At 72.2% G+C, this 14,677-nt stretch carries 15 protein-coding genes; 4 read left to right on the plus strand and 11 right to left on the minus strand.

The features are described from left to right. Positions 1 to 80: 80 nt before the first annotated feature. A complete protein-coding gene (locus HL652_RS09690) occupies positions 81 to 461 on the minus strand; it encodes a winged helix-turn-helix transcriptional regulator (protein WP_171705142.1) in 381 nt (126 codons plus the stop codon). A 111-nt stretch (positions 462 to 572) separates the two neighbouring features. On the opposite strand from HL652_RS09690, the gene HL652_RS09695 reads away from it, so the two are divergent. Next, positions 573 to 1,442, plus strand: coding sequence for an SDR family oxidoreductase (locus HL652_RS09695; RefSeq protein ID WP_171705143.1), 870 nt, complete (start codon positions 573 to 575; stop codon positions 1,440 to 1,442). Between the two features lie 60 nt (positions 1,443 to 1,502). Here HL652_RS09695 and HL652_RS09700 read toward each other — a convergent pair whose 3' ends face one another. The 3 genes from HL652_RS09700 to HL652_RS09710 all read right to left on the minus strand — a co-directional run bounded on the left by HL652_RS09700 (position 1,503) and on the right by HL652_RS09710 (position 3,910). After that, positions 1,503 to 2,468, minus strand: coding sequence for an LLM class F420-dependent oxidoreductase (locus tag HL652_RS09700; RefSeq protein WP_171705144.1), 966 nt, complete (start codon positions 2,466 to 2,468; stop codon positions 1,503 to 1,505). 123 nt (positions 2,469 to 2,591) lie between these two features. Further along, positions 2,592 to 3,170: an MOSC domain-containing protein gene (locus HL652_RS09705; protein WP_171705145.1), complete on the minus strand. Its 579-nt coding sequence runs from the start codon at positions 3,168 to 3,170 to the stop codon at positions 2,592 to 2,594. Next, positions 3,167 to 3,910: an acetolactate decarboxylase gene (locus HL652_RS09710; RefSeq protein WP_171705146.1), complete on the minus strand. Its 744-nt coding sequence runs from the start codon at positions 3,908 to 3,910 to the stop codon at positions 3,167 to 3,169. The genes HL652_RS09705 and HL652_RS09710 overlap by 4 nt, the downstream gene beginning before the upstream one ends. A 48-nt stretch (positions 3,911 to 3,958) precedes the next feature. On the opposite strand from HL652_RS09710, the gene HL652_RS09715 reads away from it, so the two are divergent. Together HL652_RS09715 and HL652_RS09720 are read left to right on the plus strand one after the other, a co-directional pair. Then, positions 3,959 to 4,789 carry a hypothetical protein gene (locus HL652_RS09715; RefSeq protein WP_216604056.1) on the plus strand — a complete coding sequence of 277 codons (831 nt, stop codon included), beginning with the start codon at positions 3,959 to 3,961 and terminating at the stop codon, positions 4,787 to 4,789. A 120-nt stretch (positions 4,790 to 4,909) separates the two neighbouring features. Continuing rightward, positions 4,910 to 5,158: a hypothetical protein gene (locus HL652_RS09720; protein WP_171705147.1), complete on the plus strand. Its 249-nt coding sequence runs from the start codon at positions 4,910 to 4,912 to the stop codon at positions 5,156 to 5,158. Positions 5,159 to 5,306: 148 nt separating this feature from the next. Here HL652_RS09720 and HL652_RS09725 read toward each other — a convergent pair whose 3' ends face one another. From HL652_RS09725 to HL652_RS09745, 5 genes are all read right to left on the minus strand, one after another. Beyond that, on the minus strand, positions 5,307 to 6,599 hold the full coding sequence (locus HL652_RS09725; RefSeq protein ID WP_171705148.1) for a CDP-glycerol glycerophosphotransferase family protein: 1,293 nt from the start codon (positions 6,597 to 6,599) through the stop codon (positions 5,307 to 5,309). A 178-nt stretch (positions 6,600 to 6,777) separates the two neighbouring features. After that, positions 6,778 to 7,650 carry a glycosyltransferase family 2 protein gene (locus HL652_RS09730; protein WP_171707267.1) on the minus strand — a complete coding sequence of 291 codons (873 nt, stop codon included), beginning with the start codon at positions 7,648 to 7,650 and terminating at the stop codon, positions 6,778 to 6,780. Continuing rightward, on the minus strand, positions 7,647 to 8,453 hold the full coding sequence (locus HL652_RS09735; RefSeq protein ID WP_253743751.1) for a CDP-alcohol phosphatidyltransferase family protein: 807 nt from the start codon (positions 8,451 to 8,453) through the stop codon (positions 7,647 to 7,649). The genes HL652_RS09730 and HL652_RS09735 overlap by 4 nt, the downstream gene beginning before the upstream one ends. Continuing rightward, positions 8,450 to 9,529 (minus strand): glycosyltransferase family 2 protein, encoded by a 1,080-nt coding sequence (locus tag HL652_RS09740; RefSeq protein ID WP_171705150.1) that lies wholly within the window; start codon positions 9,527 to 9,529, stop codon positions 8,450 to 8,452. The genes HL652_RS09735 and HL652_RS09740 overlap by 4 nt, the downstream gene beginning before the upstream one ends. Before the next feature lie 116 nt (positions 9,530 to 9,645). Beyond that, positions 9,646 to 11,412 (minus strand): trypsin-like peptidase domain-containing protein, encoded by a 1,767-nt coding sequence (locus HL652_RS09745; protein WP_216604058.1) that lies wholly within the window; start codon positions 11,410 to 11,412, stop codon positions 9,646 to 9,648. A 196-nt stretch (positions 11,413 to 11,608) separates the two neighbouring features. On the opposite strand from HL652_RS09745, the gene HL652_RS09750 reads away from it, so the two are divergent. After that, positions 11,609 to 12,814 (plus strand): aminotransferase class I/II-fold pyridoxal phosphate-dependent enzyme, encoded by a 1,206-nt coding sequence (locus tag HL652_RS09750; protein WP_171705151.1) that lies wholly within the window; start codon positions 11,609 to 11,611, stop codon positions 12,812 to 12,814. Here HL652_RS09750 and HL652_RS09755 read toward each other — a convergent pair. Both HL652_RS09755 and HL652_RS09760 read right to left on the minus strand, forming a co-directional pair. Beyond that, positions 12,801 to 13,640, minus strand: a complete 840-nt coding sequence (locus HL652_RS09755) for a carbon-nitrogen hydrolase family protein (protein ID WP_253743753.1) — start codon at positions 13,638 to 13,640, stop codon at positions 12,801 to 12,803. The genes HL652_RS09750 and HL652_RS09755 overlap by 14 nt on opposite strands. Then, positions 13,637 to 14,674, minus strand: a complete 1,038-nt coding sequence (locus tag HL652_RS09760) for a zinc-binding dehydrogenase (RefSeq protein WP_171705152.1) — start codon at positions 14,672 to 14,674, stop codon at positions 13,637 to 13,639. The genes HL652_RS09755 and HL652_RS09760 overlap by 4 nt, the downstream gene beginning before the upstream one ends. Between the last annotated feature and the right edge of the window lie 3 nt (positions 14,675 to 14,677).

Consider the following 14,677-nt stretch of genomic DNA (forward strand, 5'->3'; position numbering starts at 1 on the left):
AGCACCCGCGCCCCGATCGACCCGTCACGATCCGCCCTGTGACGGGGCACGAGAGGGCGGATCGTGACGGGTCGATGAGGTCAGGATGCGCGCGCGAGGGGCAGGGAGGTGCGGTGCACGTTGTCGCCCACCCAGCGGACGAGGGGCACCAGTACCGCGGCGAGTTCGTGGCCGAGGGGGGTGAGGCTGTAGTCGACGCGGGGTGGCACGGTGCCGTGCGACTCGCGGAGCACGAAGCCGTCGGCTTCGAGGGCGCGGAGGGTCTGCGCGAGCATCTTCTCGCTGATGCCCTCGATGCGGCGGCGCAACTCGCCCCAGCGGCGGGGTTCCTCGGCGAGCGCCACCATGACGAGCACACCCCATTTGCTCGTCACGTGGTCGAGCACGACGCGGCTCGCGCAGCCCGAGGCGAACGGAGTCGCCACGCGCTCGCGGCCGAGGGTCTCCCAGATGTCGTCCATGAGCACGAACTTACCAAAAAGTGGGTACCCGCGGCGGGGAAGTGAGGCGCCGCATCCGTGGTTCACCCCTCTCGACGGCCCGCGAGCGCGGCGCCGGAAAGGACACCCATCATGACCATCGTCGTCACCGGAGCCACCGGACACCTCGGCCGCCTCGCCGTGGAGCACCTCGTCGCCCGGGGCGTTCCCGCACGCGACATCGTCGCCGCCGGCCGCACCGAGTCGAAGCTCGCCGCCCTCACCGAGGCCCTCGGCGTGCGCACCGCCACGATCGACTACACCGAGCCGTCGACACTCGACGCCGCGCTGGCCGGCGCCGACACCCTCGTGCTGGTCTCCGGCAGCGAGGTCGGGCAGCGCGTCGACCAGCACCGCAACGCCGTCGAGGCGGCGACACGAGCCGGCGTCTCCCGTCTGGTGTACACCAGCGCGCCGTTCGCCACCGAGAGCCCGCTCATCCTGGCGCCCGAGCACAAGGCGACCGAGGAGCTCATCGCCGCGAGCGGCATCCCCGCCGTCATCCTCCGCAACGGCTGGTACCACGAGAACTACGCCGGCGCCTTCGAGCAGGCCGCGGCGACGGGCACCTACACGGCGTCGACCGGCTCAGGCCGCGTGTCGAGCGCGGCGCGCAGCGACTACGCCGAAGCCATCGCCGCCGTGCTCACCACCGAGGGGCACCTCGGCCGGGTGTACGAGCTCTCGGGCGACTCCGCCTGGGACGGCACGGAGTTCGCCGCCGCCGCGTCGGAGGCGATCGGCAGCACCGTGGTCTTCAACCCGGTCTCGTCGGAGGAGCACCTCGCCCTGCTCACCGCGGCCGGTCTCGACGAGGGAACCGCGGGCTTCGTCGTCGCCCTCGACGCGAACATCGCCGAGGGGCTGCTCGGCCACACCCCCGGCACCCTGCGCGAGCTCATCGGCCACCCCACCCTGCCGCTCGTCGACTACTTCACAGCACTCGTGGCACAGCGCGGCTGAGCGACCGGTCGTGCGCCGAGGAAACTCCTCAAGAGCCGAAGGCGCACGACCGGCCCCCACTTAGAGCGCCCGCAGCTTCTCGAGCAACGCCGGCGCCACCTCGGCCAGGAACCGGTCCTGCCCCTCGTCCCCCACCTGCACCACGGCGACGTCGGTGAACCCCGCCTCGAGGTAGGGCTTCACGCTCTCGGCGAGCTCGTCGAGGTCGGGCCCGCAGGCGATCGACCCCGCGACGTCCTCCTCGCGCACGAACTGCGAGGCCGCGGCGAAGCCGGCGGGCGTGGGCAGATCGGCGTTCACCGACCACCCGCCGCCGAACCAGCGGAACTGCTCGTGGGCCTGCTTGATCGCGGCCTCCTTGTCGGGCCCCCAGCAGATCGGGATCTGCCCGATGGCCCGGCTCGGCTCTCCCGCGACTGCCGACCAGCCCGAGACGAGCTCCGCATCCGGTTCGACGGCGATGAGGTGGTCGCCGAGCGGCGCGAAGCGCTCGATCGACTTCTCGCCCGAGACGGCGAGCGCGATCGGCACGCCGCCCTCGGCGACGTCCCAGATGCGCGCGGAGTCGACCCGGAAGTAGTCGCCCTCCCAGGTCACCAGCTCGCCGGTGTGCAGCTCGCGGATGATGTGCACCGCCTCCTCGAGCATGTCCTGCCGCGCGGCGACCGCGGGCCAGCCCTCGCCCACGACGTGCTCGTTGAGGTTCTCGCCCGAGCCGAGGCCGAGAATGAAACGCCCGTCGGAGAGCAGCCCGAGCGTCGCCGCCTTCTGCGCGACCACGGCGGGGTGATACCGGATGCTCGGGCAGGTCACATAGCTCACCAGCTCCACCCGGGAGGTGGCATGCGCGACAGCGCCGAGCACCGACCAGGCGTAGGGGGCGTGTCCCTGCTCGGTGAGCCAGGGCGAGTAGTGGTCGCTGGAGACCTCGAAGTCGAAGCCCGCCTCCTCGGCCGCCACGGCGTAGCGCACCAGGTCTTTGGGGCCGCTCTGCTCGGTCATCAGGGTGTAGCCGAAGCGCACCATGTCATCCTCCCGTCGCGGTCGCCCGCGGTCGCTCGCTCGGGCGGGCCGGACGGCCGCCCGTGCTCGACGCTGGCACCGATGCGCTCCGACCGCACGGGCTTGCGTGCGGGGCGTCGTTGGCGTTTACTCGGCTGCCGCGAACAGGGCGGGCTCGCGCTCGAGCGGCACGAGGGAGGTGAGCACGGCGGGGCCGAGCCGCAGCACTCCGTCGCCGAGCGGCTCGCAGCGCACGCCGCCGCGGCGGCGCAGCGCCTTGTGGGCGCCGTCGGCGAGCACCACGTTCATCCAGGCACAGGGGTTGGCCGCGCGATGCCCTTGGAAGCGCACCGGGCCGTCGCCGGAGTCGAGCTCGAAGGGCTGACCGACGAGTGCGTCGATGTCGGCGCCCCTGATGACGATGTTGCGACGGGCGAGGGCCGGGTCGAGGGGGCGGTCGAGGCCGAGCCCGGAGCGCACCTCGTCGAGCGACTCCGCGGCCATCACCGTCACGGCCGCGCGGCGGTGGGCGCCGTGGCCGAAGAACCTGTCGCCCACGATGCCGAGTCCGGCCCGCACCTCGATGCGCTCCCGCGACTCGACGGCCCCCTCGGGCAGGGGCGCGGGGCCGTCGGCGGGCCGCCCGTCGTAGCGGTGCACGGGCGAGGCGAGCAGGTGCACGATCTCGACGTCGAGCCGGAACGTCATCGGGTCGGTGCCGCTCATCGCTGGTGGTCCGACTCGGCGTGACGGATGGCGCCGTCGACGTCGCCCAGCTCGAGGTCGGCGGCCAGGAACTCGGGGCTGGTGGGCAGGCGCACCGTGACCCCCGGGTAGGTCTCCACGGCGAGCTCCCCCGTCGCGCCTCCGATGCCGAGCACGTGGCCGCCCACGGCGCCGGTGGAGTCGAGGAAGTGGAAGTGCGGGCCCGCCACGCTGATGCCCTGGAACACGCTCGGCGCGACGAACCCCAGCAGCGTTCCCGTCACATCCGTCACCGTGTTCTCACGCTGGTCGTGCACCGCCTCGGCGAGCGGCAGGTAGGGCTTCGTCTGCCGCTTCGCCTCGCGCAGGCTGAGCGTGGCGAAGTGCGCGTCGAAGCGCACGGCGTGGAAGAGGTTCGGGCTCACCACGCGCTCGGCGACCAGGGCGGCGAGCGCGTCGATCGAGTCGACGGCTTCGACCAGCTCTGCCGGGACGGGGCCGAAGTCGACGACCTCGGCGAAGGCGAGCGTGTCGTCGGGAGCGAGCACACTCACCGTGCCGTCTCCGTGGCACAGGTGGAAGACGCCGTCGAGCACCACGAGCTCGCCGTCCATGTGGTCGCCGCAGCCGAGGCCGAGGTGGCCGCGCCGGCCCACCTCCTCGACGCTGAACACCCCGTCGAAGAGCCCGGCCACCAGGGCGTCGACGTGGGAGAACTGCTCGACGAGCTTGGCGTCGCGGCCGGCGGGTCTGTGGCGCATGTACGGCATTCTCGCGCACTGCACAGCAGAACGCAGCAGAGTAGGAGTATGTCGTCCCGAATCGAGCGCAATGTCGACCGCCTGCTGAGCGTGCACCGGCCGGTCGTGCTGGCGCACCTGCGCAGCATCCGCCGCCTCCACCCGCAGGCCTCACCGGAGGAGCTGCTCGTCATTCTCGAGCGCCGCTACGTCGCGGCCGTCACCACGGGAGGCGCCGCCGTGGGGGCGAGCTCGATGCTGCCGTTCGTCGGCACCGGAATCTCGCTGGGGTTGAGCGCGCTGGAGACCGCCGGGTTCCTCGAGACGACCGCGCTGTTCGCGCAATCGGTCACCGAGGTGCACGGCATCGCCATCGACGACCCCGACCGGGCGCGGGCCCTCGTGATGACCCTGCTCATGGGCAAGGCGGGCACCGACCTGCTGAAGCAGATCGCCGGGCAGGCGACGGGCGGGCTCGGCCGCAACGCCTACTGGGGCCAGGTGGTGACCTCGAGCCTCCCGCAGTTCGTCGTGGGGCCGATCGCCGACCAGCTGAAGAACCACTTCCTGCGGAGGTTCGCCGTGGGGCAGGGCACGAACGCGGTCGGGCGCCTGGTGCCGTTCGGCATCGGCGCCGCGATCGGCGGCGTCGGCAACCTGATGCTCGGGCGCACCGTCATCCAGAGTGCGCGCTCGGCGTTCGGCGCACCCCCGTTCGGCTTCCCGCCCGAGGTCGCCATCGAGATCAAGGTTCCGACGGCGAAGGCGGCGAAGACGCCGAAGGCCGTGCGCGAGGGCCGCAACCCGCTGGCGAAGCTCACGCCGCGCCGCCGCCGCGAGATCACGATGGCGCCGCAGCACCCCTCCGACGTCGGCGCACCCGGCGACATCCGCATCTGAAATACCGCTGTCCAGCAACCCGGTGATAATCTGGGGGTGTTGCCAGGGAGTTCCCGGGCGGCACGAAGCCACGAGACACGCGTGAAGCCGAGACGACGAGATGACGACAGGAGGCCGGGCATGACCATCACCCGCCGCCTCCGCCGCGCTCTCGCCGCCTTCGTCGCGGTGCTCGCCACCACCGTCGCTGTCGTGCTCGGTGCCGGATCGGCAGCCTGGGCCGGGCAGCGAGACGAGACCCAGCCCGTGCTCGCGCAGACCGGCTACGACTTCACACCGATGCTCGTCACCGCCGCCGTCGTGCTGCTGGTCGCCGGCGTCGTCGTGCTCATCGCGAAGTACGCACTGGCCCGCTCCAGCCACTCCTGACGCACGTTCCGCGCCGGCTGGCCGCTGCGCGCCCCGTGGTCCCCGCTGCACGCCGCCCGCGCTGCGCGCTTGCCTCTGCGCGCCGCTCGCGCTGCCCGCTCTGCGCGCCGACCGTGCTGCGCGCCGCCCGCTCTACGCGCCGCCCGCTCTACGCGCTGAGCCGCTCGTCGTCGTCGGCGGTCACCTCGTGGTCGCGCAGATCGACGGGGAGGTCGCGCGAGTGCAGCGCCGCGTTGCGGGCCCACTCGGCGAACAGGTGCTCGACCGCGGCGTGGAACCGCGCCGTCGCCGCCCCCGGCGTGGTGTCGCCGAAGTAGTGCTCCACCCAGCGCCCGAGGCGCACCCCCGCCGCGGAGTCGTGCGACACCTGGTCGAGCCGCGAGCGCACGGAGGGGGCCTCCTCGGCCGCCAGCCATTCGCAGTCGGAGAGGTAGCCGCCCGTGTCGAGCTGCGCATCCGGAGACACCGGGCGGGTGACGAGCAGCGGTTTGCCCGTGGCGAGCCGGTCGTAGATCATCGCCGACACGTCGACGATGGCCACGTCGGCGGCGGCGAGCTGCCAGCCGAGCTCGGGCCCGGTGTCGTGCACGTGCCCGGCCGACGGATCGGCGCGGTTGGCCGCCGCGATCATCGAGACGATCTCGCGGTTCGCCGCGCCGTAGGCCGGGTCGACGACCCCGCTGCGCGGGTGCGGGCGGTAGATGAGCCGGTGCTCGGGCGAGGCGAGCAGGTCGCGCACCAGCGCCACCCCGTGGCTCGCGATCGACCCGTAGTGGGCGGCGGCGCGGTCGCCCTCCCAGGTGGGGGCGTAGAGCACGACCTGACGGTGGTCGGGGGTGAACGGCACGGTGCCGGCGTAGTGATCGGCCTGCGGGCGCCCGATGCGGAGGGCGCGCTTGTCGAAGTCGTAGTCCCAGAGCACGCGCTGCAGCCGCGAGATGGCGGCGTCTCCGGCGACGAAGCTGTAGTCGTAGGCCTTGAACTGGTTCGTCGTCATGTACATCTTGTCGCTCTCGCCGTGGTTGATGAACACGTGCCAGCGACGGCCGTACCGCATCATCTGGAAGTTGCGAGCGTTCTGGTTGACGTAGAAGACGATCTTGAGCTCGTGGTCGAGCAGCAGCTCCTCGAGCGAGCTCACCGAGCGCACGTGCGCGACCGGCACGGGCGACTCCTCGAGCAGTGCCGAGCTCGCGGTGGGGTTGCGGCTCAGGATGACGACGGGGTGCGTCTTGTCGAGTTCGGCCAGCGGGCGGTACCACTGGCGCAGCTGGTAGAGGTTCACGTCGCCGTCGGCGAAGTAGACACCGATCTCGTAGCGGCGCTTCGGCAGCGGGCCGCGCGCCTCGAGCTGGGCGGCGAGCTTCGAGCGGATGCGCCGCGACCGCAGGAGGTCGCGCGCCACGCGCCAGCCGAGTTTCGCGTCGTTCATCAAGCCCACCGCACAAGGCTAACCACGGGCCCGGCCCGAGCCCGCCCGTTCGGGGGCCGCACGGGTCTTCTTTAGGCAATCGTGACCTTCGCGGCCGGGCACCGGCTCGCGGCCGCGGTTCGCGACTCCCGGCTCGCGGCCGCGTCGCCGGCTCGCGGCCCCCGGCTCCCGGCTCCCGGCTCCCGGCTCAGACGATCGGGGGCCGCCCCGCCCGCGCCATGCGCGCCACCGTGCCCCACGACATCGGCCGGCGCTCCCCCGCGTCGCTCCGCCAGCCCTCGGCCCACCCGCCGAACCACGCCCGGAGTGCGGCGGGTCGCCGCGCCCAGCGCAGCAGCTGGATGCCCGTCCAGCTCCCGACGTAGAGCGGCACCAGGGGCCAGGGCAGGTTGCGCTTGGCGAGCCAGACCCGATTGCGCGCGTTCAGCCGGTAGTAGTACGCGTGCCGGGTGGGTTCGATGGCCGGGTGGTTCGCCACGAGGTCTCCCGCGTACCAGGTGACGAGCCCCTGGTCCCACACCCGCCACGCCAGCTCGATGCCCTCGTGGGCGTAGAAGAAGGGCGCGGCCCACCCGCCGGTGCGGTCGAACACCGCCCGCGGCAGCAGCGTCGCCCCCTCCCACACCGAGAACACCGGCCCCGAGTCGCCCGCGTCGCCCTTGCGGATGCGCGGAACCCACCGCCGGGGATTGGTGGCCCCCGACGGGTCGACCACGCGCGGCTGCAGCAACCCGATGCGCGGGTCGGCGGCCAGCTTCGCGATCGCGTCGGCGAGGAACCCCGGGTCGGGCAGACTCGCGTCGTCGTCGAGGAAGAACACGTACTCCCCCGTCACCACCTCGGCGCCGGCGTTGCGGCCGGCCGGGATGCCGACGTTCTCGGGCAGTGCCAGCGTGCGCACCGCATCCGGAAGCCCTTCGGGCACCCAGCCGTTGCCGACGCAGACGATGTCGAGCGTGACACCGCGCTGGGCGAGCAGCGACTCGGCGCCGCGGCGCAACTCGGCCGGCCGCGTGCCCCGGGTGAGCAGCACCACCCCGACGGTGGGCAGGGGGCTCAGGAGCGCACCCGCTTCGAGGCCATGATCGCCACGAAGTGCCCCACCAGCGCGAGCATCGACAGCGGCACCAGGGCGACCAGCAAGATGCGGTCGGCGAGCACACCGCCGATGAACAGCCCCAGCACGGCGAAGACGAAGATCAGCATGGTCAGCTCGACCGAGTGGTAGAGCCGGTGGAACGGCACGAAGCGCGCGGCACGCCGGAGCTTCGCCACGAGCGCCTGCGAGGGCTCCGACTCGCCCTGCTTGTCGGCGAGCTTCTCGAGCCCGGCGTTCGCGCGGGCGACGTGCACCATGTCGTTGAGCGCCTTGTTCAGCACGATGACCAGGGCGAGCAGGAGGCCGAGGGTGGTCCACAGGAAGTCGGCCGGCGCCTCGAACGGGAAACCCGCCGCTCGGAGCCCCAGCGCGATCGGGATGAGTGACTCGGTGGTGTAGTGCCCGACCTTGTCGAGGAACACGCCCGCGGGCGACGAGGTGCGCCGCCATCGGGCGACCTCGCCGTCGCAGCAGTCGACCAGCATCTGCAGCTGCCCGAGCACGAGCGCGAGCGCAGCACCCGCGATGCCGGGGACGAGCAGGGCGGCGGCCGTGGCCCACCCGGTGAGGATCATCAGCCCGGTCACGCCGTTGGCCGAGATGGAGGTCTTGAGCAGCACCCAGGTGACGTAGGGCGAGAGGCGCCTGAGGTAGAGCGACGCCGTCCAGTGCTCGGCGTTGCGCCGGCCGCGCACCTCGGGCGGCTGCGCCACGGCCTTGAGCTCGGCGATCGAACGCGGGCGTGCGGTGTTCGGCACTGTCACCTTCCCGTGTGCGCGGCGATGTTCTTCGTCAGCTTGAGGAAGCCGAGAATGAAGCCGAGACCCCAGCTGAAGTGGATGCACGGCAGGATTACGAGAAACCATACCCCGGTTCGCACACCCTCCTTCCGGGCCGCGCCCACCGCCGCCGCGCCCACGAACAGCAGGTAGACGAGGGGGACGACGAAGCCGAGCAGGAGCCAGGCGGCGGGCCCGCCGCCGCTCGCGCCCGCGGCCGCGGCGACCAGCCCGACCACACCGAGCACGAAGCCGAGCACCGCGGCGGCGACCATGACGGGCGGCACGAAGTACCGCAGCGCGTTCGCGGAGAAGAACCGGCGGGCGAGCTCGCCCCGCCAGAGACCGGTGGAGAAGAACTGCCGGGCCAGCCGCTCGAGCGACGGGCGCGGGCGGTAGACCACCACCAGCTTCGGCGTGAACCACACCACGCCCCCGGCGGCGCGCAGACGGCGGTTGAGCTCCCAGTCCTGCCCGCGCCTGATGTCCTCGTTGAACAGCCCGACCCGGGTGAGCCACTCGCGGTCGAACACGCCGAGATAGACCGTCTCGGCCGGACCCTCCTCGCCGCCGAGGTGGTGGGCGCCGCCGCCGAGCCCCGCCTTCGAGCCGTAGGCGAGAGCCACCGCCGACTCGAACGGGGTGGTGCCCTCGGCCTTCATGATGCCGCCCACGTTCGCGGCCTTCGTGCGGAGGATCGTCTCGACCGCCGTGCGCGCGTAGTCGCGCGGCAGCAGCGAGTGGGCGTCGACCCTGATGACGATCGGGTGCTGCGATGCCGCGATGGCGACGTTCAGCCCGCTGGGCGTGGAGCCCGTGGGGTTGTCGATGACCCGGATGCGGCGGTCGACCCGGGAGAGGCGCTCCACCAGTTCTGTGGTGCCGTCGATGGAGGGGCCGAGGGCGACGATGACGTCGAAGGGGCCGCGGTAGTCCTGGTCGAGCAGGCTCGCGATCGCCGCCTCCACGTGCGTGACCTCGTTGAGCACCGGCATCACGTAGGAGACGCCCGGAAGCGCCTCGCCGCCTGGGGCCTCGGTCTCGTCGAGGGGCTGGGTCATCGCATCCGTTCGCTCGTCTCCGCACGCGGACGAGGCCGGTGGGCCGACGCCGCCTGAGGGCGACGACGAGCCTACCAGCCTCGTTCACGGGGGTCGGAGCACGGGCTCCCCCGCAGCTACTGGGTGAGCTGCCCCAGGGTGACCTCGACGGTCTTCGAGTCGCCGCCGCGGAGGTAGGTGATCTTCGCGGTCGCGTCGGCGGCCTGGGTGCGCACCAGCGCGGTGAGGTCGATGGAGTCGGTGACGGGGACGCCGTTGAACTCGGTGACCACGTCGCCGGCGGCGAGGCCAGCCTTCTCGGCGGCTCCGCCCGAGGTGACCGACTGGATGATCGCACCCGCGGTCGTGCTGCCTTCAGCCGAGGCCGCGTCGCCGACCGTCGCGCCGAGCAGGCCGTGGGTGGCGCTGCCGTTGTCGATGATCTCCTCGGTGATGCGCTTGACCAGGTTCACCGGGATGGAGAAGCCCACGCCGATGTTCCCCGACGAGCTGCTGCTCGACGAACCCGCGCTCGCGATGGCGACGTTGATGCCGATGAGCTTGCCCTCGGAGTCGAGCAGCGCACCACCGGAGTTACCGGGGTTGATCGCGGCGTCGGTCTGGATGACCGAGAGCGAGATCGACTGCTGCTGCGACGGCGCCTGCTGACCCTGCTGGCCCTCCGAGCCGCCCTGGCCGGGGATGTCGAAGTTCCAGAAGTCGTACGGGCCCTGCGAGCCGTCGCCGTTCTGGTCGGGCGAAGGGTTCGTCTCGGTGTCGTCGGGGGCGGCGGAGGAGGCGACGGTGATGCTGCGGTTGAGCGCGCTCACGATGCCGTTGGTGACGGTGCCGGAGAGCCCGAGCGGCGCACCGATGGCGATCGCCACGTCGCCGACGTTGAGCTTCGAGGAGTCGCCGAACTCGATCGGCGTGAGACCGGATGCGTCGGTCAGCTTGATGACGGCGAGGTCGGCCACCGGGTCGGTGCCGACGACGGTCGCCTTGTAGATCTTGCCGTCGTTCGTCTGCACGTTGATGCTGGCGTCGGCGGTCTCGCCGTCGAGGGTGACCACGTGGGTGTTGGTGACGACGTAGCCGTCGGAGCTCAGGATGACGCCCGAGCCGGTTCCGGCGGCCTGGTCGCTCGCCACGGAGATGGTGACCACCGAGGGCGAGGCCTTCGCCGCCACCGCGGTGATGAGCGTGGCGTCGTCGGGGTTGTTCACCGTGATGCTGGTGGGGCTCGACGCACTGGTGCTCGAGCCGCCGCCGTTCTGGTTGACGGCCCAGGCCGTGACGCCGGCGCCCGAGGCACCGCCGATGAGGGCGCCGATGGCGAGGGCCGCGACGAGCGCGACGCCGCCGCGGCGCTGCTTCTTCGGCTTGCGCGGCTGGTTCGCCTGGTTGGTGAAGGCGCCGGAGGCCGCGTAGTGCGCCGAGTTGAAGTTCGGGTCGGGAACCGCGCCGTACTGGGCGCCGCCGGTGGGCGGGGTGCCGAAGGAGCCGTTGCCGTAGGAGGCGGCGGGGGCGGAGGAGGCCACCGGGCCGTAACCGGGGTGGCGCGGCGTCTGCTGCTGGCCGTAGCCGGGGTGCGCCGCCGGCTGGGCCGGGGTGTGCGGGGCCTGGTTGTAGGAGGCCGGTGCGCTCGGCGCCTGCGGGGCGGAGAAGCCCTGGGCGGGGTAGGGCGTGGTGGGCTGCGCTGCCGGCACCTGGTTCTGCACGGGGGCGACCACCGGGGGGATGACCACGGTGGTGTTGTCGTTCGGAGCGGTGGGGGTCTCGGGGGTGGTCGAAGCCGGGGTGGTCGAGGCGGGGGTGGTCGAGGCGGCGGCGGACTCGTGGGCGGCGGCCTCGCCGGTGCTGTCGGCCGAGATGTGGTCGGGGTTCTCGGTGCTGTCTGACATGTGGTGCTCCTTCCAAGCACTCGCAAGCTTCCTCACCCAAGCTGGGGGAACTCTATGGACAGGCTGTGCGCCGTCTGCCGTGTGGTTATGACGACGCCAAGGAACGCATCCGTGCCCCGTGACGCCGTGTTCCGCGCGGCGCGGCGCCCTGCCGCACAGCCGGTAGGTTGGACTGCGACCCGAATCGGAGACACCCATGAGCATCAGCGGATCCTGGCAGCGCACGGCACGCGGTGCCGGCCTCCTCGGCGCCGACGGCCGCATCGCCTCGACCATCTTCGCCGAGATGAGCGGACTCGCCCAGCGCACCGGTGCGATCAACCTGGGCCAGGGCTTCCCCGATGAGGACGGGCCCGCCGAGGTGCTCGAGATCGCTCGCCAGGCCATCGCCGACGGGGTGAACCAGTACCCGCCCGGCCCCGGCATCCCGGCCCTCCGGCACGCGGTCGCCGACCACCAGAAGCGGTTCTACGACCTCGACGTCGACGGCGACGCCGAGGTGCTGGTGACCGCAGGGGCGACCGAGGCCCTCGCCGCCACCATCCTCGCCCTGGTCGACGAGGGCGACGAGGTGCTCACCCTCGAGCCCTTCTACGACGCCTACGGCGGCCTGATCGCCCTCGCGCGCGGCGTGCACACGACGGTTCCGCTCCGGCTCCCCGACTTCCAGCCCGACCACGACGACCTGAGGGCCGCCGTGACCGACCGCACCCGGGTCATCCTCATCAACAACCCGCACAACCCGACGGGCGCTGTGCTCCCCCGTGAGACGCTCGAGCTCGTGGTCGAGCTGGCCGAGCTCCACGACGCCGTGATCGTCACCGACGAGGTCTACGAGCACCTCACCTTCGGGGTGAAGCCGGTGCCGGTGGCGACCCTCCCGGGTGCGCGCGAGCGCACCGTCACGATCTCGTCGGCCGGCAAGACCTTCAGCACCACGGGCTGGAAGATCGGCTGGATCGTCTCGACGCCCGAGCTGGTGACGGCGATCACCGCGGTGAAGCAGTTCCTCACCTTCACCTCGGGGGCACCGTTCCAACCGGCGGTCGCCGCGGGGCTGGCGCTCCCCGACTCGTTCTACGAGGGCATCGCCACGACCCTGGAGGCCAAGCGCGACCTGCTGTCGGCGGGTCTCAGGGCTGCCGGCTTCGACGTGTCGACGCCGCAGGGCACCTACTTCGTGGTGGCCGACGCCGCGCCGCTCGGCTACCGCGACGGGGCGGAGCTTTGCCGCGAGCTGCCGGGCCTCGCGGGCGTCGTGGGGGTGCCGATCAGCGCCTTTTGCCACCCCGGGCTGGCCGAGGAGTACTCGAGCCTCGTGCGTTTCGCCTTCTGCAAGAAGACCGAGGTGCTCGAGCGCGCCGCGAGCCAGCTCGCGCAGCTGCAGCTCAGCGCGGGCTGACGTCGAAGCGGCGGAGCGCCAGCGCCGGGTTCACCCGCCGCACCTCGTCGATGCGCCGAGGGTCGACCCAGGCGACCGCCACGTCTTCTCGCTCGCCGAGCGAGGCGATCGTCACCCCCATCGGGTCGACGACGAGACTCGACCCCACGCCGATCGGCGGGGTCTGGTCGGCGGCGGCCACGTAGATCGTGTTCTCGAGCGCCCTGGCCACGACGAGCGAGCGCCAGTGGTGCTCCTTGAGCGGCCCGCGCACCCACTCCGCGGGCACGGCCACGAGGTCGGCGCCGGCGTCGACGAGCCGACGCGACACCTCGGGGAAGCGGATGTCGTAGCAGGTCTGCAAGCCGATGGTCACGCCCTCGATCGAGAAGGTCTCCGGCTCGGCGATGCTGCCGGCCTCCACCCAGTCGCTCTCGCGCCCGCCGAAGGCGTCGTAGAGGTGCAGCTTGCTGTAACGCGCGACCACCCCGTCGGTCGGCGACACGGCGACCAGCACGTTCGCGAAGCGCCCAGGGTCGGAGGCGGTGGCCACGAGACCGGCGACCAGGTGCACGTCGAGCTCGTTCGCCAGGGCGGAGAGCGCGGTGACGAACGGGCCGTCGAGCGGCTCCGCGTTCTCGACGAGGCGCTCGCCCAGCGGGTCGACGAAGTAGGAGGAGTACTCGGGGAACACCACGAGCGACGCACCGCGCGCCGCGGCCTCCGTGGCGAGTCGGCGGATGGTGTCGAGGTTGGCTGCCTTGTCGTCACCGGGCGCGAACTGCGCGACCGCGACGCCGAAGCCCGGCACGCCGGCGCCCGTGACGCCCGCAGCCGCCGCGCTCACGACACCCTCGCATAGGCCTTGACGGCCCGCCGTTCGTCCATCGCCGCGTAGCCTTCGGCGAGGTTCTCGAACGCGACCTCGTAGTCGAACACCCGCCCGGGCTCGACCGACCCCTCGAGCACCTCGGTGAGCAGCGGGGGCAGATAGGCGCGCGCCGGGGCGAGCCCGCCTCCGAGCCCGACGTTGTTGCGGAACGCGATGCCGAGCGGGAACTCCACGTCGTGCGGCATGCCCACGATGCCCACCCGGCTGCCCGGCCGTGCCAACGCGAACGCCGTGGTGAACGACTCGGCCGTGCCCACGCACTCCAGCGTGGCGTCGACCCCCACACCGCCGGTGAGCTCCACGACCTCGGCCACCGCATCCGCTCCCCTGGCCTCGACCAGGTCGGTGGCGCCGAAGGCGGTGGCGATGGCCTGACGAGCGGGGTTGCGGCTGAGCGCGATGATGCGCGAGGCCCCGAGGCGCGATGCCGCCAGCACCCCGCTGAGCCCGACGGCGCCGTCACCCACCACGGCCACCACGTCACCGGGGCGCACCCCCGCAGTCGTCGCGGCGTGGAACCCCGTGCCGTACACGTCGGAGAGCGCGAGCAGGTGGGGCAGCAGCTCGTCGGCGGGCTGCCCGCCCGGAACCACCACGAGGGTGCCGTCGGCGAGCGGCACCCGCACGAACTGGCCCTGGCCGCCGTCGACCCCCTTCGCGGCGAAGAACCCGCCGTGCACGCAGGAGCTCGTGATGCCGTTCACGCAGTGCACGCAGCTGCCGTCGCTGTACATGAACGGCGACACCACGAAGTCGCCCACGGCGACGCGCCCGACGTCGGTGCCGACCTCTTCGACGACGCCGATGAACTCGTGGCCGATGCGGGAGCCCGGGGGCCGCTCCGACTGGCCGCGGTAGTACCAGAGGTCGGAGCCGCAGACGCAGGTGGCGACCACGCGCACGATGGCGTCGGTCGAGGCCTCGATGACGGGGTCGGGGACGTCGCTCATGGTGACCGAGTAGGCGTCGTTGTAGAGGAGCGCGCGCATGAT

Source organism: Herbiconiux sp. SALV-R1, from assembly GCF_013113715.1.
Taxonomy (GTDB): Bacteria; Actinomycetota; Actinomycetes; order Actinomycetales; family Microbacteriaceae; genus Herbiconiux.

Coding starts and splice junctions, on each gene's coding strand:
- HL652_RS09690 (WP_171705142.1), bottom strand. CDS start 461: ATGGACGACATCTGGGAGACCCTCGGCCGCGAGCGCGTGGCGACTCCG.
- HL652_RS09715 (WP_216604056.1), top strand. CDS start 3,959: ATGTCGTCCCGAATCGAGCGCAATGTCGACCGCCTGCTGAGCGTGCAC.
- HL652_RS09700 (WP_171705144.1), bottom strand. CDS start 2,468: ATGGTGCGCTTCGGCTACACCCTGATGACCGAGCAGAGCGGCCCCAAA.
- HL652_RS09695 (WP_171705143.1), top strand. CDS start 573: ATGACCATCGTCGTCACCGGAGCCACCGGACACCTCGGCCGCCTCGCC.
- HL652_RS09705 (WP_171705145.1), bottom strand. CDS start 3,170: ATGAGCGGCACCGACCCGATGACGTTCCGGCTCGACGTCGAGATCGTG.
- HL652_RS09720 (WP_171705147.1), top strand. CDS start 4,910: ATGACCATCACCCGCCGCCTCCGCCGCGCTCTCGCCGCCTTCGTCGCG.
- HL652_RS09750 (WP_171705151.1), top strand. CDS start 11,609: ATGAGCATCAGCGGATCCTGGCAGCGCACGGCACGCGGTGCCGGCCTC.
- HL652_RS09740 (WP_171705150.1), bottom strand. CDS start 9,529: ATGACCCAGCCCCTCGACGAGACCGAGGCCCCAGGCGGCGAGGCGCTT.
- HL652_RS09745 (WP_216604058.1), bottom strand. CDS start 11,412: ATGTCAGACAGCACCGAGAACCCCGACCACATCTCGGCCGACAGCACC.
- HL652_RS09760 (WP_171705152.1), bottom strand. CDS start 14,674: ATGCGCGCGCTCCTCTACAACGACGCCTACTCGGTCACCATGAGCGAC.
- HL652_RS09710 (WP_171705146.1), bottom strand. CDS start 3,910: ATGCGCCACAGACCCGCCGGCCGCGACGCCAAGCTCGTCGAGCAGTTC.